This window comes from Anabaena subtropica FACHB-260 (genome assembly GCF_014697105.1).
In the GTDB taxonomy this organism is placed as follows: Bacteria; Cyanobacteriota; Cyanobacteriia; order Cyanobacteriales; family Nostocaceae; genus Trichormus; species Trichormus subtropicus.
Genome location: NZ_JACJRF010000006.1, coordinates 146824 through 172099 on the forward strand (window position 1 = coordinate 146824; position 25276 = coordinate 172099).

The 25276-nt window shown below is 39.4% G+C and carries 18 protein-coding genes and 1 tRNA gene; 9 read left to right on the forward strand and 10 right to left on the reverse strand.

From position 1 onward, the window contains the following. Window positions 1-32: 32 nt before the first annotated feature. From H6G18_RS25175 to H6G18_RS05630, 7 genes are all read left to right on the forward strand, one after another. Window positions 33-1229, forward strand: coding sequence for a beta-propeller domain-containing protein (locus tag H6G18_RS25175; protein ID WP_190406100.1), 1197 nt, complete (start codon window positions 33-35; stop codon window positions 1227-1229). A gap of 132 nt (window positions 1230-1361) precedes the next feature. Next, window positions 1362-2594, forward strand: a complete 1233-nt coding sequence (locus H6G18_RS05605; RefSeq protein ID WP_190406101.1) for a WD40 repeat domain-containing protein — start codon at window positions 1362-1364, stop codon at window positions 2592-2594. An 83-nt stretch (window positions 2595-2677) separates the two neighbouring features. Next, a complete protein-coding gene (locus H6G18_RS05610) occupies window positions 2678-4198 on the forward strand; it encodes a VMAP-C domain-containing protein (protein WP_190406102.1) in 1521 nt (506 codons plus the stop codon). A 21-nt stretch (window positions 4199-4219) separates the two neighbouring features. Then, on the forward strand, window positions 4220-5266 hold the full coding sequence (locus H6G18_RS05615; protein ID WP_190406103.1) for an AAA family ATPase: 1047 nt from the start codon (window positions 4220-4222) through the stop codon (window positions 5264-5266). Beyond that, a complete protein-coding gene (locus H6G18_RS05620) occupies window positions 5263-7479 on the forward strand; it encodes a sigma-70 family RNA polymerase sigma factor (protein WP_190406104.1) in 2217 nt (738 codons plus the stop codon). Before H6G18_RS05615 ends, H6G18_RS05620 begins: the two co-directional genes overlap by 4 nt. Window positions 7480-7727: 248 nt before the next feature. Continuing rightward, the gene (locus tag H6G18_RS05625; protein ID WP_190406105.1) at window positions 7728-7949 is read left to right on the forward strand and encodes a hypothetical protein; all 222 of its coding nucleotides are present in this window, start codon (window positions 7728-7730) and stop codon (window positions 7947-7949) included. A 133-nt stretch (window positions 7950-8082) separates the two neighbouring features. Further along, complete coding sequence (locus tag H6G18_RS05630) at window positions 8083-10524, forward strand: NACHT C-terminal helical domain 2-containing protein (protein WP_190406106.1); 2442 nt, start codon at window positions 8083-8085, stop codon at window positions 10522-10524. Between the two features lie 28 nt (window positions 10525-10552). Here H6G18_RS05630 and H6G18_RS05635 read toward each other — a convergent pair whose 3' ends face one another. Further along, complete coding sequence (locus H6G18_RS05635) at window positions 10553-10861, reverse strand: HigA family addiction module antitoxin (RefSeq protein WP_190406107.1); 309 nt, start codon at window positions 10859-10861, stop codon at window positions 10553-10555. Window positions 10862-10875: 14 nt separating this feature from the next. After that, window positions 10876-11073 (reverse strand): type II toxin-antitoxin system RelE/ParE family toxin, encoded by a 198-nt coding sequence (locus H6G18_RS05640; protein WP_313954419.1) that lies wholly within the window; start codon window positions 11071-11073, stop codon window positions 10876-10878. Between the two features lie 45 nt (window positions 11074-11118). Between H6G18_RS05640 and H6G18_RS05645 the strand changes: the two genes are divergently transcribed. Continuing rightward, window positions 11119-11550 carry a hypothetical protein gene (locus H6G18_RS05645; RefSeq protein WP_190406108.1) on the forward strand — a complete coding sequence of 144 codons (432 nt, stop codon included), beginning with the start codon at window positions 11119-11121 and terminating at the stop codon, window positions 11548-11550. Between the two features lie 227 nt (window positions 11551-11777). Here H6G18_RS05645 and H6G18_RS05650 read toward each other — a convergent pair whose 3' ends face one another. From H6G18_RS05650 to H6G18_RS05685, 8 genes are all read right to left on the reverse strand, one after another. Continuing rightward, window positions 11778-12365, reverse strand: coding sequence for a hypothetical protein (locus tag H6G18_RS05650; protein WP_190406109.1), 588 nt, complete (start codon window positions 12363-12365; stop codon window positions 11778-11780). A 166-nt stretch (window positions 12366-12531) separates the two neighbouring features. Then, entirely contained in the window at window positions 12532-15609 is a 3078-nt protein-coding gene (locus H6G18_RS05655) for a DUF3987 domain-containing protein (RefSeq protein WP_190406110.1), read from the reverse strand. A gap of 298 nt (window positions 15610-15907) precedes the next feature. Then, complete coding sequence (xisR, locus tag H6G18_RS05660; RefSeq protein WP_190406111.1) at window positions 15908-16174, reverse strand: excisionase family protein; 267 nt, start codon at window positions 16172-16174, stop codon at window positions 15908-15910. 90 nt (window positions 16175-16264) lie between these two features. Further along, the gene (locus tag H6G18_RS05665; RefSeq protein WP_190406112.1) at window positions 16265-16960 is read right to left on the reverse strand and encodes a hypothetical protein; all 696 of its coding nucleotides are present in this window, start codon (window positions 16958-16960) and stop codon (window positions 16265-16267) included. Between the two features lie 49 nt (window positions 16961-17009). Continuing rightward, on the reverse strand, window positions 17010-18197 hold the full coding sequence (locus H6G18_RS05670) for an Arm DNA-binding domain-containing protein (RefSeq protein WP_190406113.1): 1188 nt from the start codon (window positions 18195-18197) through the stop codon (window positions 17010-17012). 189 nt (window positions 18198-18386) lie between these two features. Further along, window positions 18387-18457: transfer RNA gene (locus H6G18_RS05675), tRNA-Gly, on the reverse strand. Between the two features lie 99 nt (window positions 18458-18556). Further along, window positions 18557-19855, reverse strand: a complete 1299-nt coding sequence (locus H6G18_RS05680; RefSeq protein WP_190406114.1) for a hypothetical protein — start codon at window positions 19853-19855, stop codon at window positions 18557-18559. Between the two features lie 54 nt (window positions 19856-19909). Beyond that, a complete protein-coding gene (locus H6G18_RS05685) occupies window positions 19910-23374 on the reverse strand; it encodes a response regulator (RefSeq protein WP_190406115.1) in 3465 nt (1154 codons plus the stop codon). Between the two features lie 539 nt (window positions 23375-23913). Here H6G18_RS05685 and H6G18_RS05690 point away from each other — a divergent pair. Further along, the gene (locus H6G18_RS05690) at window positions 23914-24558 is read left to right on the forward strand and encodes a GNAT family N-acetyltransferase (protein WP_242040197.1); all 645 of its coding nucleotides are present in this window, start codon (window positions 23914-23916) and stop codon (window positions 24556-24558) included. Window positions 24559-25276: the final 718 nt, after the last annotated feature.

Genomic DNA, 25276 nt, shown 5'->3' on the forward strand with positions numbered 1-25276 from the left:
TTTTAACTCAGTGACTAAGGATCAGAAATAGTGTGGATAATCAAGATCATCTCAGTGAAATTATTGATCGCATCCTGAAGGGTAATCGGACTGAGGCGGATATTGAAGAACTGCGGCGATCGCTCAAAATAGCTGACGGTGTAGTACAGTCAGTAACCCAAACGGGCAAGTTCAACACCAATATTGGGCAGATAACTGGGGGAGATGTTCATATAGGCGATCGCATTTACCAAGGCACTGATGCAGACACTATTAAAACAATTATTCAATCTGTATTAGAAGAATTTGAACTCCCCCGCCGAGGAGCAGATAGACAATTGCAAAAATGGAAATACTTGCACACCTTCAAAAGTCATTCGGGTGCAATCAACGCTTTAGCAATTAGTCCTAATGGGCAAACATTGGTAAGTGGCAGCAATGACAAAACACTCAAGATTTGGGACTTGAGAACTCTGCAATTACTCTACAGTTCTCCCCCCAGTCAAACTGCTGTTTTATCCTTGGCTATTAGTGCAGATGGCAATACTATTGTAGCTGGTAGTCAGGGAGGAACAGTCAGAATTTGGAATTTGCAAACTAGAGAATTAGTTGGCAATCCCATAAAATTACATGAAGGAGCAATTAACTGTGTTGCCATCAATCCTGATTGTCAAACTGTTGTTATCTGTAGCTCTGATAGAACCCTCAAGGTCATAGATTTATTTACTAAAGATATAATTCACAACTTACCCGCAGGAACAACCCCCATCAAAGCAATTAGCATTAGCCCAGATAAACAAACCCTGATAACTGCTAGTGAAGCAGGCACAATTAAAACGTGGAACTTAACAACAGGAAAATTAATCTATTCCCTTGCACAAGCTCATGAAAGTTCAATCAATACAGTAGTATTTACTCCTAATGGTCAAACATTTATCACTGGTAGTTCCGATAAAACCATTAAAATCTGGGCTATAAATTCCGCTAAACAAATAGAATTACTACACACACTAGACAGAGGAAAAACCCCAATTAAATGTCTAGCGATTTATCCCGATAGTCATACTCTCATCAGTGGTAGTGAAGGCGGCGTAGTCAAATTTTGGGATTTAGCAACACAAGAACTACTGCACACTCTCCTAGAAGTTCATCTAAGCTCTATCAATTGTCTTGCTATTAGTTCAGATAGCCAAAAATTTGCCACTGGTAGCGAAGGCGGTAATATCAAACTTTGGCGTAGATATTCTTAAATTATCTATATAGACCATAAGCTAACACTTATACCTTGTTGTAACAATAAAATTTAAAGTTATTTGTCAAAATGTAGCTCAGAAAAGTCTAAAAAAACTAAAATTTTCTCAATTTACCAACTAAGGAAAAGTGTGGCTAACCGCGAGCATCTGAGTGAGATTCTTGACCGCATCCTCAGTGGCAGCCAAACTGAGGAGGATATTGCCCAACTGAGGCGATCGCTCTCGGCAGACAATCTGCAAATTGCATCACAACTAGGTAGATATAACGTCAATATTGGTGAAGGTAAAGAAATACATATAGGCGATCGTATTTACCAAGGTGCTGATGCCGAAACAATCAAAGAAGCTCTGCAAGCCATATTGCAGGAAATTCAACTCTCTGTGAAACAATCAAAGCCAGTTTTCTGGCAATATCGTCATACCTTGAGAGGACATACAGATTCTATCAATGCGGTTGCGATCACTTCAGACAGTAAGACACTAATCAGTACCAGTGATGACAAAACTATTAAAGTTTGGAATCTCAATCCGCCAAAGTTACTTTCAACGCTTCCCAAACAGAAGGATGAGCTTTTGTGCGTAGCTATTGCTAATAATAACCAAACCCTGGTTAGTGGGGATAAAGAGGGTAATGTTCAGATTTGGAATTTACAAACAGGAGATTTGATCACAACCCTGCCTAAAATACATAAAAGATTGATTCACAGCATCGCAATCAGTCCAGATGGTAAAACATTTGCTACAGGCAGTGCCAACAAAACTATTCAGATATGGAACATTAATCCTCTTGAAAGATTGTATCTAACTCCTAAACAGGAAGCCCAGATTAATGTGGTAAAAATCGCTTTTGATAGCCAAACTCTCATCAGTGGCGACGACCAAGGTACAATTAAGATTTGGAATTTACTGACACGAGAACTGTTGAATACTTTGCTAAATGGGCATGAAAGATCAATCAACTGCCTTGCCCTTAGCCAAGATGGAAAAATGTTTGCCACTGGCAGTTCCGATAAAATCATCAAAATCTGGAATTTACAAACAGGTGCTTTGCTTCAGACATTGAATCAGGAAGGGGGATCTGAGGAAGAAGGAAATACACCAATCAATGCAATTGCATTCTGTCCAAACAGTCAAATCATCGTCAGTGGTAGCGAAGGTAATAAATTTGGGTTTGGTAAAACCAGAATCTATTTCGGAGGAAGCATTCGGATCTGGAATATCAAAACCGGAACATTACTGCAAACTAGGAGTAAGGCGCATACTAGCCCAATTAATTCCCTTGCTATTAGTTCAGATGGTCAAGTTCTTGTGACAGCAAGCAAGGCAGGATCAATGATAATCTGGCAAAGAGCGCAAACTTAGGCGAATTCTCGCAGAATTACTATAAATGTAAAATAAAAAAGCCACTTAGCTGCGATCGCCATCCATTTAAACCAGGTTATCAAATGGCTCCTAGTGAATACCTCAAACAAATTCTGCATCGGATTGAAAAAGGGCAACAAACCGACGAGGATATAAAGTTTTTACATCAGCAACTTCTGGCTGACGTTAGCCAAGTTGTATCACAGCTTGGTCAATATAACGTCAATATTGGCGAAGGGAAAGATATACATATAGGCGATCGCATTTATCAACAGTTGGATAAAGAAGCGATGGAAGCCTTAGTTAAAGCTATTCAAGAAGCAAGTGGTATCTATCAAAATACTCAGGGTGGCGATGCAGCCGCTAGAGATATTGATAAACGTATTACTTACGAAAACTGTACAATTATTCAACTACTGGCTAAAGATAGTAATCTTGGCAATGATTCTCAAAGTTTATTAAATAAATCATATTTTTCTGGTATTCCTCAAGAAAGTATTCAACAAGCGTATCAAGACGCTTTACCTCCTGATGCTAGTGTGTGGAATCTAGAGGAAAACGACATCACACAAATATTAAAGGTAATTGAGGAATTTAGAAAATCATTGGAGTTTGTGAAGCAGTTAAGCCAAGATGAAACTATTCCTCAAGAGATTCGTAATAATTTAATTAGTTTAGCTGAAGAATTAGCAGCAAAAAAGCATTCAGGTGATAAAACTAAACCACCTACAAATTTTTCGTCTAATCCAAAAGGGCAACTGGAATCTTATTTAATTGCTACTCTTGAGCGTTGCGATGATGATAATGAGCAATTTTTAATGAATGCTTGGTTAATTATTGATGATTCCTTACCAGTAAACGACCTCTCTAAATTTATATCTCTATTAGATAAAGATGAACAACAACTAGGAATATTATGTAAATTTAATGATATTCCACAACAGATCAACAAATTCTTAAAAACAAGCCTCAGACATCTTAGAGGTAAACAATATCAGCTAATTATTGAGGTATTCTTACCAAGTGATTTGATTGGTACAGAAGTAGACCGTTGGAAAATTTCTGACCCAATCTTAGAGGAAATAACTTTGGGGATTAAGTATCCAATTCGACTGCGATCTCTAGAACGTTTAAATCTTGATTATTTAGATTATTATTTATCTGATTGGTACAAATATTGGGATAAGGTTAAAGATGTTTTACACAATGAAGCGGTTCAAGAATTATTTGAACATCTAAAGCAAATGGATAATTTTAATTTTAAATTATTAAAAAATAATTTACAGAACAAAATAGGGCTGAAGGTAACTTGCGCTCCTCCCAAAGCCAAAATTAAGGATTTATTTAAAGCTATCTTAACCGCAACAACACCGATTATGATTTGGACAAGATATGATATTCCTAATCTCGATCAAGTAACAGCAATAGATGAAGTCTTAAGTTTTAAACCACTATGTCATTTGTGTGAATCAGTCAGACAAAAAAGAGAACAAGCTGATGCTCAAACGGAGGAACATTTAGGTTTTCATTTAGCGCTGCTTTGGGAAGATCCTCATCGTCTTACACCTAATGTCATGCTTCAATTAACTACCCCAGGACAATAACAGGGAGTTGAAATCAATAAAATGACTGATTGGAAAATTTTTCAAGGTAATAGTAACCCACACGATAATATTAATCAACTTCCCCCGCCGCCAAGTTGGCGTAAATTTCTGGGCGCAGATGATGAATTAGTAAATGAAATTGAGCAACGCTGGCAAAAATTTTCTGAGGGTTTGGAAGTGGATAAGAGGAACGAACAACGGGGTAAAAGTTTCCGTATCCACACCGATAAAAGTAATGACAGAAATACTGTTATTAATATGGTAAATGCAGCCCTGTATTTAAGACGACCTTTGTTAGTAACAGGAAAACCAGGAACAGGTAAAACGTCTTTGGCTTATGCTGTGGCGTATGAACTAAAACTGGGGGCGGTGTTACCTTGGTATATCACTGCTCGTTCTACCTTACAGGAAGGATTATATCGTTATGATGCGATCGCCCGTCTGCAAGATGTGCAGATGGGCGATAAAAGTAAGGATATTGGTCGCTACATTCAACTAAGCCCACTAGGTACAGCCCTGCTTCCTTCCCGTCGTCCGCGTGTGTTGCTGATTGATGAAATAGACAAAAGCGATATTAACTTACCTAATGATTTACTCAACTTGTTTGAAGAAGGGGAATTTGAAATTCCAGAATTAGCGCGGATTTCCAAAGAGGTGAATCAGGTAGAAGTTCGCACCTATGATGGAATGGATGTCCCTATTAAAGCAGGTCGAGTGCGCTGTCAAAATTTCCCTTTTATTCTGTTAACTAATAACGGTGAGCGAGATTTTCCACCAGCATTTTTGAGGCGTTGTTTAAGGTTAAATATGCCTTATGAACCTGATGCAACTGCCTTAAAGGATATTATCAAGGCACATTTAGGCAGCAATGTGATAACGAAAGATGAAGAAAAAATCAATGGATTAATTGCAAAATTTAGAACATTACGAGAAGGTGGGGATATAGCCACAGATCAATTGTTAAATGCCATTTATTTAGTCACTTGTGAGTTTAAGCCAGCACCAGCAGAAGAAAAAGACTTGATTTCAGTGTTGCTGAAATACTTAACCAGTGCGGAGGACAGATGATTGACCAGTTAATTACTGCATTGAGTAAAGAAGTAAAAATGTCAGCCGCAGAAATTGCTGATACGATTTGGCTGGCACTTCAAATGCAGGAATTTCAACCTGAGTCAGTCTCCTCTGATTTAAACCTGAGAACGGAAGACGAAAGAGAAACTAACAACCAGGAAAATCAGTCAAACCAGGGAACATTGCCAAAACCTAAGCCAGAAATTTCAGAGTTAGAAGAAATACCAAATCAGTTACCAGAGGAACAAAAGGCAGGTATTTATCCCCGAAATGGGCAAGGAGCTTCAAAATCCTCAGATTTGTCCTTTAAAGTCCCTGATGCTCCTTCTTTACGCGAACCTTTAACCTTAGCACGAGCGTTAAAGCCCTTAATGCGTCGTGTTCCTTCTGGGAGGGAATTAGTTTTAGATGAACCCGCCACCATTCAACGAATTGCGGATGAAGGACTTTGGATACCCGTACTCAAACCCGCAGTAGAACCTTGGTTAGATTTAGAGTTAGTAGTTGATGAAGCCATCTCCATGCAAATTTGGAGACATACAATTAGAGAATTAGAACAACTGCTGAAAAACTATGGAATTTTCCGAGATGTGCGAGTCTGGGGACTAATTACAGATGAAAACGAACAAGTGCAGATTCGGCGGGGTATTGGTACAGCAGCTAAAAATCAAACTCTCCGCAGTCCCAAGGAATTAATTGACCCCAGTGGTCGGCGTTTGGTGTTGGTAGTCAGTGATTGTGTATCATCTCTCTGGCGCAATGGAGCGGTTACACCTGTATTAGAACTCTGGGTAAAGCAAGGGTCAATGGCTATTGTCCAGATGCTTCCTAAGTGGCTGTGGAAAAGAACTGCTTTAGGTAGAGCCTCAGAAGTACGGTTGCGGGCTTTGACTCCGGGAGCGTGTAACCAGAAATTAATCGCCAAGGAAGTGTCATTCTGGGATGAACTTGAAGAAGAAACCGGGGTTAAAGTTCCTGTATTTACCTTAGAACAAGATAAGGTCGCTACTTGGGCGCAAATGTTGTCGGGTAAGGGCAGTATTTGGACACTGGGATATGTGTTTAAGTTAAATGTAACTCCTGTTGATAGGGAAAGTAGTTTATTTAATCTTACTCATAGTAATTTGGGTGCAGAACAGCGTGTACAGGCGTTTCGGGTAACGGCTTCACCAATGGCACGAAAATTGGCGGGATTGTTAGCTTCTGCACCTGTTATTAGTCTGCCAATTGTGCGATTGATTAGGGAAACACTGTTAAAAGACTCTCAACAAGTTCATGTGGCTGAAGTGTTTTTAGGCGGATTATTAAAGCCATTATCTGAGATTAACGCAGATACCAATCCCGATTATGTTCACTACGAATTCATGGATGGAGTACGGGAGTTATTAGTTGATTCTGTGCCTTCCCAATATGTTTTGAATGTGGTGGATGAGGTATCGAAGTATGTAGCGAAAAAAGCAGGCTTTTCACTGGAGACTTTTGCTGCTGCATTGAGAAATCCACAAAAAATTAGAAATAAAAAAATTTCTGATGAACTTCGACATTTTGCAATGGTTACTTCCCAGGTTTTGAGGTGTTTAGGTGCTGATTACGCAAAGCTTGCCGATTCATTTAAAGGAATTAAGAAACAAAATAAAATATTGGATTCTAATCGTGAAGCGTTTGATAGAGAATTTCAGCTATTACTAAATTCAGAAAGTTCTTCTGCCCATTCACTATTAGCTTTCATTAATCGCTCACTCGCTCAGTTTAATCTAAGTAATTATGATAGCTTGACTGAAGTAATAAATGAGGCATATATACGTGGAGTTAGACTTCTATCAGCAGGCGAAAAGATTGAGCATCCGCTTGCTTGGATTCGAGTAACAGCTTATGACATTATTAGAAAACAGAGTCGAGAATTTATAAAATTTTCACCTATTGAAGAATCTCATGTAATGAGAATAGATCAAGAATTTAATAATAATATTAGTACAAACGACAATGAATCATTTAAAAAATTACATATAGCTTTAGGAGAATTAAATCCAGATGAGCGCGAGATTTTAATTTTAAGAAATGTTAAAAATTTATCATGGAAAGAAATTCAACTATATCTCTTGTCCAAAGGGAAGGAAGTTAAAAATGAAGCCATACTTCGTAAGCGTGGAAACAGGGCTTTAGAACGTCTTCGTAGCATATATAATTCAATGGAGTCAATGATTATCTAAAATAGACATCTTCGACAATGAATGTAGAGACGTTACAGGCAACGTCTCTACAAAGGTTTCAGGTAACGCAGAATAGCCTGGACTTTTTCATCAGGGCTGAGGGCAAGAAGTTGTTTTTCTAACACTTTGAGTGTCACGGATATTATCCTTTGATAATCTTGTCAGGCTACATTTACAATTTTATATTTCACCCAAGAGTTAACCGCGATTTTTGAGCAAATTACTAATCTATTGTTCATAAGTATTAAATGACACATCATAAACAAATCCAAGAAACTCTGGATCGAGTTGAGAATGGACAGCAAACTGATGAGGATATATCATTTTTACGTCAGCTACTTTTGATTGGCGATCGCCAAATCGTATCGCAACTAGATAAATACAACGTCAACATTGGTGAAGGTAGAGACATCCATAATGGGCGATACCTTCGGTGGGCTTCGCCAACGTATCTACCAAACCTGGGATGAACAAGCAATCAAAGCTTTAATTCAAGCTATTCAAAAAGTAAATTAGCGATGTGTCGCTAGTTTAACAGAAAGTTACTTAGTTGCGATCGCCATCTCAACCCAACTAAAAATTGACTGCTGAACCATAATCAAAATGACCACCCCTGAAGAACTAAACGCCATACTTGAGCGCATCGTCAAAAAACAGCAGACTGAAACTGACATAACATTTCTGCGACAATCGCTCAGTGGTGGTCAAATTGTCTCTCAGCAAGGGAAATATGCAGTCAACCTGGGACAAGGACAGGAAATTCACGTAGGCGATCGCATTTACCAAGGTGCAGATGCAGAAATAATTCGAGAAATAATTCGGTCTCTCCGTGAAGAACTAAAAGCTACTGGTCAATTTGCTGCATATAAAGAGCAGCACCAGCAGTCGGTTGATGAACTGGTGCAACAAGTGCGATCGCACATTCATGATGATATTCAGCGATTACATGGCACGATGCCATTATGGGGTGTAGATCACTGGGTTCCTTTGGGTGATTTGTTTGTCGATGTGAACATCCTAGAGGAACTGAGTAGTAGTCGTAGGTCAGAACTCGATGACCTGTGGCAAGATTTTACAACTGGGATGGAGAGGTATTCAGGCGATCGCAGTTTGGATCGCATTGGCATAGGTAAAGAGCGACAAAGGGTTTCAGGACTAGAGGTACTGGCGAAAAATACAAATCTCATGGTGGTGGGTAAACCAGGTTCAGGGAAGACCACTTATTTGCAACGAGTAGTTACAGAATGCAACGCTGGCAATTTACAAGCACATCGAATCCCAGCTTTGATTAAATTACGAGATTTTGTAGAGGATGGACGTAAATTTGCCCATTCGCTGGAGCGTTATTTTGAGCAGTCCTGGCAGTTATCAAATACAGAAATTAATTTAATTTTCCATCAAGGTCGAGCATTGGTTTTGCTAGATGGATTAGATGAAGTAACAGGGGAAGATGGTAAAAACATCACCAAGCAAATTAAGCAGTTTGCTCGTTCTTATCCGCAGGTACAGGTAATTGTGACTTGTCGGACGCAAAGCCAAGAATCGCGGTTTGAGCGTTTTGATTATGTAGAAGTAGCAGATTTTAATCAAGCCCAAGTAAGATTATTTGCCGAGCATTGGTTTAAGGCAGTTATTGGGGATGACTCAGCAGGACTTGCAAATTCACAGGAGTTTCTAAATCAGCTTTTTCTGGAAGCGAATAAACCGATACGGGATTTAGCGATTACACCAATTTTGCTCAGTTTGACTTGTGCCGTGTTTCACCAAACTGGCAAGTTCTACTCAAAGCGTTCCAAGCTTTATGAGGAAGGGTTAGAGCTACTACTAGAGCAGTGGGACAAGTCAAGGGAAATTGAGAGAGATGAGATTTACCGAGATTTATCACCGGAACGAAAGCTGGAGTTACTTAGTTATCTGGCGGTGAAAAAGTTTGAGCAGCCGCAGTATGTTTTGTTTGAGCAGGTAGAAATTGAGGGTTACATAGCAGAGTTTTTGGGAATTGGGCTGCGGGATAGTCGAGCAGTCTTGAAGGCGATCGCATCTCAGCATGGGTTGTTGATTGAGCGAACACAAAAAATTTGGTCGTTCTCACACCTGACATTTCAAGAATATTTGGTGGCAAAGTGGTTTTGCGATAAACAAGATTGGGAAAGATTAGTCATTAGAAGTGCCGATAAATCATGGAGAGAAATATTTTTAATTATATTCTCATTACTAAAGAGCGCAGATTCCTTATCACTGGCAATGAAGTTTTGGATTGATCAATTGACAGAAATAGATAAAGGTATAAGTCTTTTTTTAATTTGGCTAGAAAAGAAAGTTAAATCAATCAAAAAGAGCTATAAACTAACAGCTATAAAAGCTCTTTTCATTGCATTAATTCATAATTTAGAGAGCAATGCAATCGAAAATCTCTTCACAAAGCTAGATTCAAATCTTAATTATGAATATCAATCACTATATGACCTTGTTTATGGTTTTTTTTCTCGTCCTGATAATTCAACTTACGAATTTACAGTTTTTTTAATTGTTAATAATTTTACAGATGGCTACTTTAACTCCCATTTATCAAAATTTATTTTAGCTAATAAGGATTGGCAGCCAGACGATAAAATAGGGTTTGAAATGTATGGGTTTTCATGCTTTTCTAGTGCTTACTGGGCAATAATTGCCTCAAATCCTTACTTCAATGAGAGTATTTTTAATATATTGCCACCATTTGAATTCTATCTGGCGAAAGATGCTCCTGGACAAGAACAAAGCTTTCGTTGGGATTATCTTGATGATTGGTGGGCAATTAACAATGATGATTGGAGGCAACAATTTGCAATCATCTTAACAGAACATCGTTATTTGGGAAGTAATTGGCGGCCAAACAAAATGCAAAAGGAATTATTACAGAAATACTATGATGCTAATAAACTTTTAATTGATTGTCTTAATAGCGTTTGTCAAGTCAGAGAAAAAGTACGCAAAGAAATCGAAGAAACTCTACTATTACCGATCACCGAAATCGAAAAACGTAAATATGAAATAGCCGAATAGAGCGATCATCTCATGATTTGTATGAATTTTAGGCTACATCATCAGAGATAAATTTATGAATTTGATTGTAAACTTCTGAATTTTCTTCAAGGGCTTGACGTAAATCATACTGTGCTTGTAAATTTAACCAAAACTGGGCGGTGTTGCCAAAATAGTGGGATAGACGCAAAGCTGTATCTGCCGTAATACTGCGCTTTCCAGTCAAAATTTCACTAATTCGTGTCTGAGCTACACCTATATCTTTGCTTAATCTATAGGCTGTGATATTCAACGGTTCTAAAAATTCTAGTTGTAGGATTTCGCCTGGATGAATGTTTGGCAAACGGTTGTTATTCATAATGAAGTTTATACCTAGTGGTAATCGACTATTTCAACTTCCAAAGCATTGTTTTCATCTGTCCAAACAAAGCAAATTCGCCATTGGTCATTAATCCGAATACTGTACTGCCTACTTCTATCACCAACTAGCTTTTCTAAGCGATTTCCAGGTGGAACGCGCAAGTCAAAAATATGCCTGACAACAAGCTGCGCTGTATCTAAGTTTAGAATTTAACCGTAAGCATATCCTATAAATATTCTTCAGCGCGGTTAATTATGACTGACGTGAACCCGGACATCACTGGAACTATTATGATCGCCCTCCTCCCTCAAGATAATGGACAGTATATTTGCCACTTATCATCATCTCTGAGCAATTCTCCTAGAGAAAACATACAATGCTACGGTCAAACCAAAGAACACGCGATCGCGATCACCTTAGAACAACTAGCCCATGAATATCGCCAAATAGCAGAAGAACGACAAAATATAGCGTGGGACACCGTAGAGCGATCAAACTCTGGAGAGCCAATTACCAAGCATTACCATGTAATTTTGCACTACGAGCGCATTGCTGAGGAAGAATCGAAGTTTGAGGCAATGCACAATACCATCATGGGAAATACGGTAGTAGAGAATGCTAATATCACCGTGATTAAGATTGAGCCAGATATACCAATTGAGCCATTAACGCGATCGTGGGATTGATTGGGATAGTAAAATCCGGTTTTCAGGACTTGAGTACTGTTGCGATCGCCGAAGGCATAAGCTTATCTACGAGACGCTGCGCGAACGCTTATCGCCTGATGAAATTAATGCGGACTGTTGTGTCTGCCCCTCCTATCTTTGGAATTTAAACTAGAAATTTCTTATTCATTCCTGCACAGCATTAAAGGCAAGAAGATAAAACACCCAAAACTGAACTGTTGAATTTGCTATTTAACTAGCTGAACAGTTTTATAACCATACGAACCCATAGAATCCTGATTCTGCCGTTGCTGGCGGATGGTTGCCAAATGCTCTAATGCTTGATTCAAACCTCTTGAAATGTGCCGCTCATATCGAGCTAATTTATCTGTATCTTGCGGCAAAGCCAGGGATTTTTTCTCCTCTTCCCTAATCTGTGCCTGCAAACTTTTCAGTTCTGTACCCCCACTTCTATCGCTCCCCAAATCAATGAGTGATTGCAAGGCATCGGGAAATTTAAAATTCATTTCAGCCCTTAAAATAGAGAGATTGGCGATCGCCGCCTCCGCCTGCCAAAGTCGATTTAACTTGAGCCACCCCATTGCCACTTGCTGCACCAAAAGTTTTTCCGTAGCAGTTGTTGGTTGATATTCGTCAATTAAGGACTGTACAAAGCCTTGAAATATCTCCAAATCTTCACCCATTACTAGCGGTGGATTAACCGACAGTAACCCATGTCGTGTAGAGTTTTGAGAAGCAATCGACTTGCCCTTTTGTGTAACTGGCCCACGAGATTTTTTTCCATTGGCTCGACAAATTTCAGGATTGGCAACCATAAGCTTCTCTTACAAAATTACTGGTATAGTCATCGCTTTTAGTTCTTCACAAGTGGAAGAACTAATACAATTTGTGTATGTATAAAGTCACAAGTCAAGTGGCTTGTATTAGTAATTCCCTGTACTTGCTTTTTGTTTTCTTCTAAGACTTTGTGAGCGATCGCGGTCATACTGGATTAACATCACTAATACTCACTGAGCATGAGCGATCTCCCAAGTCAATAAATAATTTTTCACCCATCATTGTAAGCACTTCAGCTTCTGAACCTTGGTAGCTAACTTTATCCCCTTGTTTAAATTTGTAGACCTTTGGAGAAATCACCTCAAAGCTATCGCTGATAGGGATTTCATCTAATTGTGGCTCAGAAATTGTAGATAAGTGTACGTAATTTGTAGACTCTTGAGAAACAGGCTCAAAGCTGTTCCTACCAATACTTTCGGAATAAAAATCTTGATTTGTAGATGTTGTAGACGATTCTCTATGTAAATTTTCATCCAAGTTCACAACTGGAGTATCTGTTTGTGGCTCAACCAATGTTTTGACCTTCATCTCATGAGAAAAATCGTCTACATCGTCTACAAAATTAGACTGGGCTTTCTGTAATTCAGTTTTCACGATGGTTTCAGGAGAGAAACAATTATCTACAAATCGTCTACAATCATCTACAGAGTTTTGACTATTATTCTTCTGAACTTCTTGTTTTACAGGGGTTGAGGCTTTTTTATCAGCAGCCAACAAATCGTCTACAACTTTATTGGTTCTAAACTCTAATCGTTTACCAGTTCCTCTTAATTCCCCGTAACCCATATCTACTGCCTTAGTCATCAGTTCTCTAACCTCGGCTGATTTCATTCGCCCTTTAGCGTTTTGGCTGAGGCTGACATCTCTTGCAGTGAGCCATCCTTCCTCACCCAGTGATTGGCGTTTTATAGAAAGCTTAATCATGGCTAAAATTGCAGACTGTGTTGATTCCCCAGCTATTTGTAGATGCACTGTCTGAATCTGTTTTAATAGATGCTCAATGATACCTGCTGCCTGTTGCACTCGAATTAAGGGAATAATTGCTGGTGGAGTTCCACAAAAAGAATCTGATAGTTCATGGATGAGATGAAGATTTAAGGATACCCGTCCCAACAACCCTTTACACTTTTTCAAAAACTCTTTCAAAGCACCGTTTGGCAGTCTTCCGGCTTCAAGTTGCCATTTATTGTCCACACTACGGAAATATTGGTAAGCCTCATCTGTAATATGGTACGTCTGAGGCGCACAGTTAAGTGTTGCCCTGTACAGTCCTTGAAGCAGTCCAGTTAAGTCAATAACCGGTGCGCTCTCATCTGGTAGTAGACGTATATCTTCATTCAGTATTGAAAAAGTAAATCTGGGTAGTAATCCATCACTTGCGCCAATCTGAAAATATTGATGAAGTATGGAGGGTTGTAATCCACCAAGCCAAGCTGTGTTACTTGCCTTAACACAAATGTTCTTTGACACTTTAGCTTCACTGAATCCATCACCATCATACAAACTGAGAAATTCTTGGCGGTCATTACCTTGACCACGCTTGTATTGATTGAATCCACCAAACAAACCTGATAATTCATCAACAACATTCAGTATTGAGTATTCTGGTGCTTTTGCAATGTAATCTTTCAATCCTTCCAATGTGGAGCCAGTAAAATACATCTTGTTTACTGGCTTTGGTGCTTCTGGTTGTGGAGTGGATTTATCAGATTTTTCCCATGCAGCTAAATCTCTGTTGTATTCTTCTGATTCTTCTTTAAATCGTTTAACTTCTTCCTCTATTAGAGCATTTAGAGGCTTTTTAACCAAAGCTCTAAAGATGATTGACTTACCAGTTCCAGACTCACCAACTAAAGCATGGTTAATAGCTGGATTTTGATAAAATTCATTGTGCCTATTTCCGATCAGAACCTTTGTACCAACCATGTGAGATGAGCTAACTACGCTGATTAAACACATCATTAATGAGGTCTCTGGTAGCGATTGGTTGCGCCCAAATAACATTAAGGCTGTCGCTATTGTTCTTGGTAAGAACTGCCTAACATCTAAATTAATCTTGGAACATCTTAATATTGTTTGAATGTCTTCTCTTATCAGTTCATTATCTTCAGACTTACGATGTTCTACTTCTACATTGCCTAGAAAATTGTCTAACTTTACAGGATAATACTTTTTGTTTGCCTCAGTTTTAAAACGACTTATTTCTGATTTTGAAACCTGAGAATCTAGCAAATTGATGTACTCAGCTTTAATATCGTCGTATGGAATGGTGGCTGTAGTGTGAATAAGAACTTTTGATGGTTTGGCGATCGCCTGTTGGTGTTTCTCTGGGAAGATATGACCTTTTGATCTAGCGATGTCTAAAGTGACTCTAAAAATTTCTTTGGTGTTACAGTTTTTATGGCAATGAAACTGTCCTGTATGCTCATTGATGTGTAGGCTATCGCTACTATTTCCCCCATGAACAGGACACTTGCAAGTTATCCAGTTCTTACGCCCTCCAGGTTTATAACCTTCTAGATATTGAGACAGCTTCCGCATATCAGCCCAATCATCAGCAACAGGCGGATTGCCTTGTAATTTTGCCTCATGGTATGGGATTAGTTCTCTCAAACTTTTGTAGGTGTATCGTTTTCCAGTATTAAGGATGATTTGAGTTTGTCCATTAACGACGTTCTCTGACGCGAAATGCCAACACCCGGCCAGTCTCATCACCCTTGATGGATTTTTGATCGAGCGATCTGCATCTGCATACTCTAGTAAGTCAGCTTGCAGACTTTTCCACTGCTGAGGATCGATGAACTGCTCAAAAGTCCAATAACTATGTATAGACCTACCGCCAGTATCTATCTGCAAACTTGGTTCTGGCAAATGGAGCGATCGCCATAATTCCTTCTGTACTTCTTTATCTAGATTGTCATGTTCAAAGAAAATCGCTCGACACTCTGTTATCTCATCATTTTTATGTCCACAGCCATTTACAGTGAAGTAAACCCCTCTACCTTGTGTTTGAAATCGACGAACAATCTTGACTAATTTATCTAGATTATTGGTTTGTGTCTTTCTCCCTTCATCGTTAGCTTTTCGTGGATCGTTGCTAGGATAAAAAGCCCGGATATAGACTACATCATCCTTGATATATCCCAGAGCTTCAAGTTGTTGACGGATTTGAGCTACGTCAATTTTAGGAGCATTTGCTCCTTTGCCTGTTCGTGCATACATAGCGATTTGTTATCCTTTATGCCAATAAATATTTAGAAATACTTTGATGAACTGTTTGAGTACAATGACTTAGAAGTTTTGTCATCGACTTCATACTCAAAATCTCTGTTTTTATCCGGTTCTAAAAACTTATGTTGTCGTGTTTCAGAGCAACTAGTAGTGGAGGCAATTCATTTTGGAGCAGTCACTTAAGAGTTTGTCTTTTTTGGGGTAAAAATCATGACTCCTTTATGTACAAACAAGCTTATATATTTGCTTTGAGAAGCGGTTGAATCTTGTTTTTAATAATTCTCGTGTATCAATTTACCTTCCTTCCTCTTTTATGTGGTTGATTAGATGGAAGGGACTGAAGATAAATATCTATCGCTCTTTGATGAGCCTGCGGATTATCTCTATTAGCGATCCAGTCGAGTATTAAAGTAATGTTGTAAAGCGTAGTTCTGGAATTTATTTTTTGCCAATGGATTCCTTCTTCCCAAATCCCTTTGAGCCGATATCGCTTAAATGTTTCAGGTGATAAACCTATTTGTTCTGATAGCTGTCTTTTGCTAACAAAATAGTTCATATCGGAGTTAATTGTTAACGAACTACTCTAATATGAACCATTTTTACCAATCTAACGCGAAAGCGACTTTTCTTTTCTAATCCTTACCAGTTAAGCTTTTGAGGCGATCGGTTCTTTTTTTCTGCCTTGCCTTTGCATGTTTCCGTTAATTATGAATCTACTTTTATCTTTTTTCATAAAAGCAGTAATTTTTTGCCTAGCTGTCACAACAGGCATATAAAATTTTTTCCTGAAGTCATCATCACGATTTGCTAACTTGATTGCCAAATCCATAATCTTCCATGTGTTAGGGCTTTTTTCCTTATCAAAAGGATTCTCGCATCCCTGGAGTTCTCTGTTTTGATGTTGCCTAAGAGCTAAATAATTTTTCATTCTCCGTGTCTCGCTTGATTGAGTAACAATAAAAACCATAAGTTCTCTTTCTTTTATTAATTCACGGAGTAATAGAGCTGGATACGTAGTCAAAAGTAGATGTTTAGAAAGATTCTCAAGCATTCTAAAAACAGATTTCCATAAACTTACCTCTGGCAATATGAGAGGTTCTAATTCTTCGTGGAGCTTCCAACTAGGAAATCTACTATCAATAACCTGTCGATAGAATTCTCCAACTACTAAATTGCAATACTCAATTAGTATCTGGTCTGTAACTGTTTGTATCAAATCTGAATTTTGTCCCGCAGATGTAACCTCATCTAAAACTGAGCAAAGGATAACTCTAGAATCCAAATAAAATGGTGCAGGAGCAATGAGATAGGGACTGGGCAAAACTAAGACTTTTGTGTGCATAATTTTCCTCTTATTAGTAAAGTTTTTTAACGTAAGACATTTATGCAGATTAATCAATAGGTCGTAAATTCAACATTTTTAGATAATCTACATAATGCTTTTCAATCATCTCAACGCTGGTATCACACCATTTACCTATAACTGATTCAGAAACACCTTTAAGAATTTGAATAGTGATGAAAGTATCTCTACAACTATAAGGTGTAGTGTTTGGTTTAATAGGGTCGACAATTCGATTCCAAGCATTATTACAAAAATTGTTGTAGTTGATTACTTTTCCCTTTGGGCTAGGAAAAACCAAATCATCTATATTAGGATTTTCAGGTTTGATAGATATCAGTAAATTTCGTAATCTTTCTGAACAAGGAAATTGCCGTTTTTTGTTGTTTTTAGATCCCTGTACTCTTGTAGGGATACCATTTCCCGATGTTGTCACTGACTCTTCAAAGCGAATATAAACACAGTCCTCTGCTATGTGCTTCCATTGAAGCCCAATTGCTTCTGATGGACGACAACCTGTCAGGAAGAAAAATTCTACAAGTGAAGCATAATGACTATAACTGATGCCTGTATAGCCTCTACCGTTCCAATTTCCCCGATGATCTTTAAATGCTTTAATAATTTTTTCTCTTTCTTTTTCTGAAAAAGCATTGGGTTTAGGTTCCAATTGATAACGGTACTTTGGCATCTCGTTAGCCATTCCCACATAAGGGTTAGAGTCAATCAACTTATGTTTTACAGCCCAGTTGCAAGCTGCATTAAGTTGAATCAATGCCCGCTTGGTTTGCCCTACTGTAGTTATCCTCTCCAATTCTGCTTTCACTTTAAGAGCATCCAGCAATGGTATATCACCTAAACGTTGGAACAGTTTGGTGAAGCTATTGTGGTATCCCTTAGTTGTTTCCTTGAGGCTTGATGATTTGTAATTGATATAACCTCCCCAAAGTTCTGTTATTTTGGGTGTAACTTTGGGTGTAATGTCAGGTTCAACGGTACTCAGCACTGATTGAGGCTTGTACTTGTCCAGAGTTGGATCAAAATTTCCTGAAGCAATATCCAACTCAATCTGATTCTTTTTTGTTTCTGCTGCTTTACGGCTTATTTTTGTATCGGGTAAACCAAGAGATAAATAGTATCTTTTCCCTCCATAGCGAAATCGTAGTTGTAACCGTCCATTGGAATCAATAATAGAGACATTTCCCTTGGGTACTTTCCCTTTAGGTGTTTTGGTGTACATATTACACTGTTTTTAGCTAATTATAGTACATCAGTTCGCTACACCCAATTTACACCCAATTTACACCCAATTTACTCTAAACAGACCCAATTTCTTGTTCAGATATGGTACACGGGTACCATTAGATTAAGTATTCTATAAACACAAAAAACCCTTGTAAGGCTTAACTTACAAGGGTTTTAAGATGAGAGCGGGCGGCGGGAATCGAACCCGCATTAATAGCTTGGAAGGCTATAGTTTTACCACTAAACTACGCCCGCAAATTTCCAACTTTAATAACATAGCATACTGTTCCTGAAAATTCAAGTCTTGAGTGTAGGATCAGACAAGTAGGAGCCAGTGAAGATAGTAACCAATGACTACTGACTGATTGGCTCTATTGTAATTCTGACGAAAAAATTACTGAAGTCTGGTTTTGTACCATCACGATTATGTCCTGGAGTGAAGTTTTCGTTTCTGAATAAATCATTCATTAACTGCTCGTAGGAGCTTTTATTAACTTGTAAATCTGTGGGTTCTATCTCAAGAACGATCGCCTGCTGGAAGTTACCATCTTTATCAATTACCAAACTAGCTAGTAGCTGTGCTGGCTTGATTGCAGAATCACCAGGAAGATAGCTAGAATCTACGGTTTTTGTAAGACTTCCTTGATATGCAGAAAGCACTTCCGGTAAATCATTGACTAATTGGCGCGCTTCTGATTCTGCTACAGGGATTAATGTAGCGATCGCTCCCCTGGCTGTAGAATTTGATGAATTATCCTCAGTCGATGTGTTTGCAGGTTCTTCGCTAGGAGTTGGGGTATATTGCTCAGTCGGAATTTTAGCAGTTTCTTCGCTGGGAGTTGGTGAATTATCTTCCGATGGAGTGTTTGCAGTTTCTCCATTTATGTTGGATGAATTCTCTTGAGACGGAGTGTTTGTCGTTTCTCCAGTTGGTGTTGTTGAAGCATCTTCACTATCCCGTGGAGTTTGTTCTTCTACTTCATCCGACTCTTGTAATTGTTCTGGTGTAACAGGTGGAGTAACTGATGGTAGTGGCGTTCCCTGTCCTAGTTCGATTTCTTCACGACGGTTCCAAGGAAGCTCACCCACAGGAACTGTAGGTATAGGTGTAGGTTCTGGTTCTGTTTCCGGCGTAGGCGTTGTTGCTGATTCTGTTTCTGGTATGGGTGTCTGTTCTGGTTCTGGCGTAGGCGTTGTTGCGGGTTCTGTTTCTGGTATGGGTGTCTGTTCTGGTTCTGGCGTAGGCGTTGTTTCTAGTTCAGGAAAAACTTCCGTGTTAGATTGAGCAACATTATTATTAATTTCCGCCTGGGATTGCTCACCAGAATTAACAATCTCAGAATCCTGAGTTGAGGAAGTTGGAGGTACTGGTTCTGCGGTAGGTGTTCTTACGGACTGTTGAGGTTGTGGCGAGGCGGGTTTATCTGTAGAGTTGGTCTGAGGAGAAATTTCTATCAACTCAATCGGAACAGCAATTTGATTTTGCTGCGGAAACCAAAGCCCCACAGCATTAGATGAGCGTATCAACCAAAAAACCAATAAGTGTAGTGAAAATGAACCTATGGCTATAGCAAACCATAAACCTGGTGGATCGTTATGTCGCCGCCAGACTTTAGCGGGTATAGGAGTTTTATCCGCTACCGATGTTGTCATATTTATACATAAATATATAGTTCGGAGCTATTGCTGTTAAGTCTATTGTGAATATTAGCGATTAGCCATTAATTCTGATGTCACAGCAAAGGTCAGAACTGTTTCATCTATTCCTTTAAGTTTTAGCGGACTACCTTTAGTAATTTCTTCGTCTTGCAAGTAATCTGCGACAGCCGCAGAAACCAGAATTGTACCGGGAACAGCAGCAGATTGCAAACGAGCAGCGATGTTTACACTAGGGCCAATAGCAGTATAGTCGGCACGTTCAGCACTGCCAAACATTCCCACAACAGCCGTCCCTTGGTGAATCCCACAGCGAAACTGCACACCACCATAATCATGAGTATCAAAGATTCCCTGATCTCGCCAGCGCTGGTTCAATTGAGCCAATGAGCTGTGCATAGCTCTAGCTGTATTCACGGCTCGACGTACCTGTTCATTTGGGGTTAGTTCTTCTGGCGCTCCATAAAGAGCTAAGATAGCATCTCCCATAAACTTATCTACAGTTCCACCGTTGTCAAACACAGCCTTGGTCATGGTTTCTAAATACTCATTCAGTAATTCTGCCACTCGGCGGGATCTGAGAGTATTAGCTAACTGTGTAAAACCAACAATGTCACTAAACAAGACTGTAATTAAGCGCGGTTCCGGTCTTAAATCTAAGCTCAAAGTACCCGCAGCAGCTTTTGACACCAATGCAGGTGGCAAAAAGCGCTTAAGAACTGATTCCGTCAGATAAGTATTTAACTCCAAGACTCGCCTTTCATTTTCCTTCAAGGCTAGAAGATTGCGAACTTCTGCCAGAAGTTCCCGGTCATTGAATGGTTTTGCTAAATAAGCATCCGCACCATGTTCTGTACCTTCAATGCGGGTTTCTTCATCAACTTTCGCAGTCAGCAAAATAATCGGTGTTCCTTTCACCTTTTCTTCGTTGCGGATCATGCGAATCATCTCTAATCCAGTCACCAAAGGCATCATTAAGTCAGTGACAATTAAATTGGGATTGAGTTCTTGGGCTTTACCAAACCCTTCATAACCGTTACGAGCTGTATAGGTTTGATAGCCACTACGCCGGAGGATTTCTGATACATAGGTTCGTAAATCCGGATTGTCATCAACAACGAGGATTGAATGAGGGGAGTGGGGAGTGGGGAGTGGGGAGTGGGAAGTTTCAAGAATAGGAGATTGATTAATAGCTTCTATATCTATTTCTGCTGTTGTTTCTACCAGTTCTAAATCTGCTAATTCTACGCTGGCGCGGCTGGTGTTAAGTTCAACAGGAGTGTCTAATATTTGCTGTGCAGGTAAATGAGCATTGCCAATAACCAGCCACAGGGTAAAGGTAGTACCTCTGCCGTAGACCGATTCAACAGTAACTTTACCACCATGTAGTTCTACTAATTCTTTAACTAAAGCTAAACCTAAGCCACTACCTTCGTAAGAGCGATTTTCTGAACCTTCAGCTTGACGGAAACGTTCAAACAGATGAGGGATTTGTTCTTGAACAATACCAATACCTGTGTCTTGGACTTGCAAAATGCAATGATTATGTGTGGATTGCAGCTTGACACTGATTGTGCCACCTTCTGGTGTAAATTTCATGGCATTTGACAGGAGGTTATAAACCACCTTGTCAAATTTTTCCATGTCTATGTAGACTTTGGGGCATTCATCTAATTTAGTAATCAGATGTAGTGTCTTTTTTTCGCAGTAGGGACGAAATGATTCAGCAATTTGGCTGACAAAATCCACTAAATCACAAGGGCGGAAACTTGGCTGCATTCTTCCAGCGCCGAGGCGTTGCAAATCTAGTAGCTGGTTGACTAGCCGCAGTAATCGCCGGGAATTACGCAAGGCGATCGCACTTTGAGCATAAGATAAGCCCTCCCCTGCTCCCACTGCCGATTCTAACGGCCCTTGAATGAGGGTGATAGGAGTACGAAATTCATGGGATATATTTTGGAAAAACTCAGTTTTTTGTTTGTCTAGTTGCAGCAAGCGCTCTGCCTGTTCGCGGGTTTTTTGGTATAAATGCGACTGTTGTACAGCGATCGCTGCTTGTGCGGCTACGGCTTTTGCCAATTCAATATCAGATGATAGCCATCTCCTGGTTCTATTTCCTTCCCGCAGGGTGATACTACCGATACATTTGCCGTCTGCTAGTAAAGGGACAACCATGAGCGATCGTGCTGGCATTTTCAAAGGCAAATCAAATCCCTTGGTTTCCCAAGTAAAATGATTCATATCTGTAATTACTACAGGTTCATGTGTTATTAATATTTCTTGCAGAATGGGATTTTCTAGAATTGGTGCCTGAGATTCTGGCAACTCCTGAGCTACAAGGTGATGATTCTCTAGAAAATTTTCACCATGCTGAGAAATATCATACAATCCCACACAATGAACAAACTCATCTTCCTCAGTCCACAAAGACAAGACACAGCCATCAACTTGTAAAGCTTGTCCTAGTTGTTGGGTAATAGCCGCAAAAATATCTTCAGGGTTAAGACTAGAGCGAATCGCTGTTGTAATTGTATTAATTAATGATTCTCGCTTCGCCAGCGCCCGTACCTGTTCATAAGCATAAGCTTGGGACAAAGCCAAGGCAGCTTGATCCGCTACCATCAAAGCTAACTGCACTTCTTCCTCTCCCCAGACACGAGCCTGAGAACATTGGTGCAGTGCTAAGACTGCCATCAGTTCTTGTTGGCAAATCAAGGGAACAACCAAACTAGAACGAATCTGTGCCGCAGCAAACGCCTCAGCCCTGTACTGTAGTTCGGGACTATCTCCATGAATGCGCTCATCACCCGCCACATCATGAATTATCTGCACCTCGCGGGTTTCCCAGACAGTATCAGCCAGAAGAGGCTGAGGGGCAGAATCAGTTATGGTTTTTTCTGTTGCGACTGGAGAATTTTTCTGATATGTAAATCCTTCGTCCACCAATTGCTCATCTTGAAAGGGACGTAATAGGCAGACATCCACCTCCAACATATGACCAACTGTATCGACAATTGCTTGCAAAATTTGTCGATAATCTAAGGCGCTGCGGATTGTGTTAGTAACTGTATTCAGCAGCGATTCTTGACGCAGGGTGCGAGTTAATTCACGAGTGCGGGCTTTGAGAACATTGTGAGTATCAAGGGCTTGGCGGACTACGGCTTTAAGCTCTTCGGCTTCCCACGGTTTGGTGACATATTTGAATACTTTACCAGCATTGATTGCTTCTACTAAGTCTTCTACGTCAGTATAACCAGTTAAAATAATCCGAATAATATCTGGATATTGTGTAGCTGTCAGGCTCAAAAATTCTGTACCACTCATGATCGGCATTCGCTGATCGGAGATGATCACTGCGATCTCTCCCTCTTGCGCCAGCAGATCCAGTGCCGCAGGGCCAGATATAGCTCTCAGCACCTTGTAGTCACGATAGAAGGTGCGGTAAAGCAAGTCAAGGTTGTCTGGTTCATCATCAACAACCAAAATTTTGGGCTTACTGTTTACTGGGGATTTCATGCACCGCTTTCCTGCTGTAACGGCAGTCGGATAAAGGTTAATCTGATTGGGGGGGATTGGTTCACAGTAATTTGCCTCAATGGCTTGTCAAGAATGCCATTTGCGCTAGCGCAGTGCAATTGGTTTTGATATCAGTGTTTCCTCTACGATTTGATGCTTACTAGCCAAATCTTGTCTCACCTCCAGTAATTACATTTCCGTCTTACTCTATACATTCTTCCAGTCTGGCGCAAAAACCAGATGAAGCTGCTTATTAAGTTTGCCCGTTGTGACAGTTGCACTAACACATTTAAGTAAATTTTATTTATACCAGTTATCCTAGAGAAAGAAGCTAGGGATTAAGGAATGAGGCATAGTGAGGCATAGGGGGAATAAAAAAGAAAGACTTTCCCACACTCGTTGTCACCATTTGTCTGTAGGTGTTTGGTTTGTTTCATTACTTTGGACTATTGACTAATGACTATTGACCCTTGACTATTAAATCAATTTACAAGTTCAATTTTCCCAGTTGCTGTTTAGAATATTTGAGAAGATTTTATTTGAATAATATTAATATTCAACCAACTTTGACATCCTGGTTCTTTGACCCATCTAGCTACAAACCCGTGACAGCATCAGCCGAGCCAGTTTCTCACCAATTCCACGTTCGTGCTGCTACACCTGCTGATTTGACTGGTATTGCCCAAATTATTGCGGAAAGCTTTCACTCTCAGACTGGTTTCTGGGGATGGGCTTTTCCTCTGCTACGTTTGGGTATTTATGAAGATTTCAAACATCGCCTGTTATCGCCTGCACCTCATCACCTTTGCTTGGTTGTTGTGGAGACTACTGACAATGGAATTGATAAGTTAGTGGGAACTGTAGAAATTGGTGTGCGTTTTAGTGATTACTGGACACAGATTGGCAAGAGTTTTCCTTACCTGTCTAATTTAGCTGTTCATCCCCAATATCGTAGGCATGGTGTGGCGTCAAAGTTGCTCATCAGTTGTGAACAGGTGTCTAGAGAGTGGGGATTTCAAGACCTATACCTCCACGTTTTAGAAAATAACTATCAAGCACGGCAACTTTATTTTAAGCTGGGGTATCGGGTACACAAAGTTGATTCTCATTGGAATAGTTTTTTCTTTAGGCGCTCTCAACAGATTCTATTGCATAAGCACATCAACCTTGATCCAACTAGCTAAATAGACTTGTATGCTTTAACAATTAATTGATGCGATGGCGTTCCGCCCATCGCCTGCAATGGGCTACGCCCCACCGTAGGCGATCGCCTCTACGAAAACTTAATATATAGTCATTAAAAATCCATAATATTGCAGAAATTTACATTGCATTATTATTCTCTGTACAGATTTTTTAATTGAGCAATTTCCCAGCATCACCTGAATATTTTGGTTAAATATTATGAGTTAGTGAACATTCACTACTAACAGTAAACTAAGAGTTTTTAAATTAAAGATTAGCTGAGTGGATAGTTTGTTATCTTTTGTTTTTACTTGAGTCTTAGCCTGTACAGGCAATCACTGTTAATGCTTCTATAACAATGAGTGTAAGTAAAGTTATACTACTTTTCCTGTGGAAATGATGCTATTTACCTTTTTTTGTAGCAGTTCCCAATTACATTAAGATACAGTACATCCTAGCCCCTAAGCTCAACGAGAATTACATCAATAAAACGAGAAACACTCTATAGAATATGAATTTACTATGAAATTACCAAACATAGATATTGTCAAAAAGAAAAGTCTGATTACAATATCGACATCAGTAAAATCACCTTAAATAAATTATTAAATCCTTACAATAACTTGTCATTTAATATCTTTGACTTTATCAAAACTTTAAAGAAAATCGTGCATAATTTAGGGACAATTTTAGTTAATTCACATACAATGTGATTAC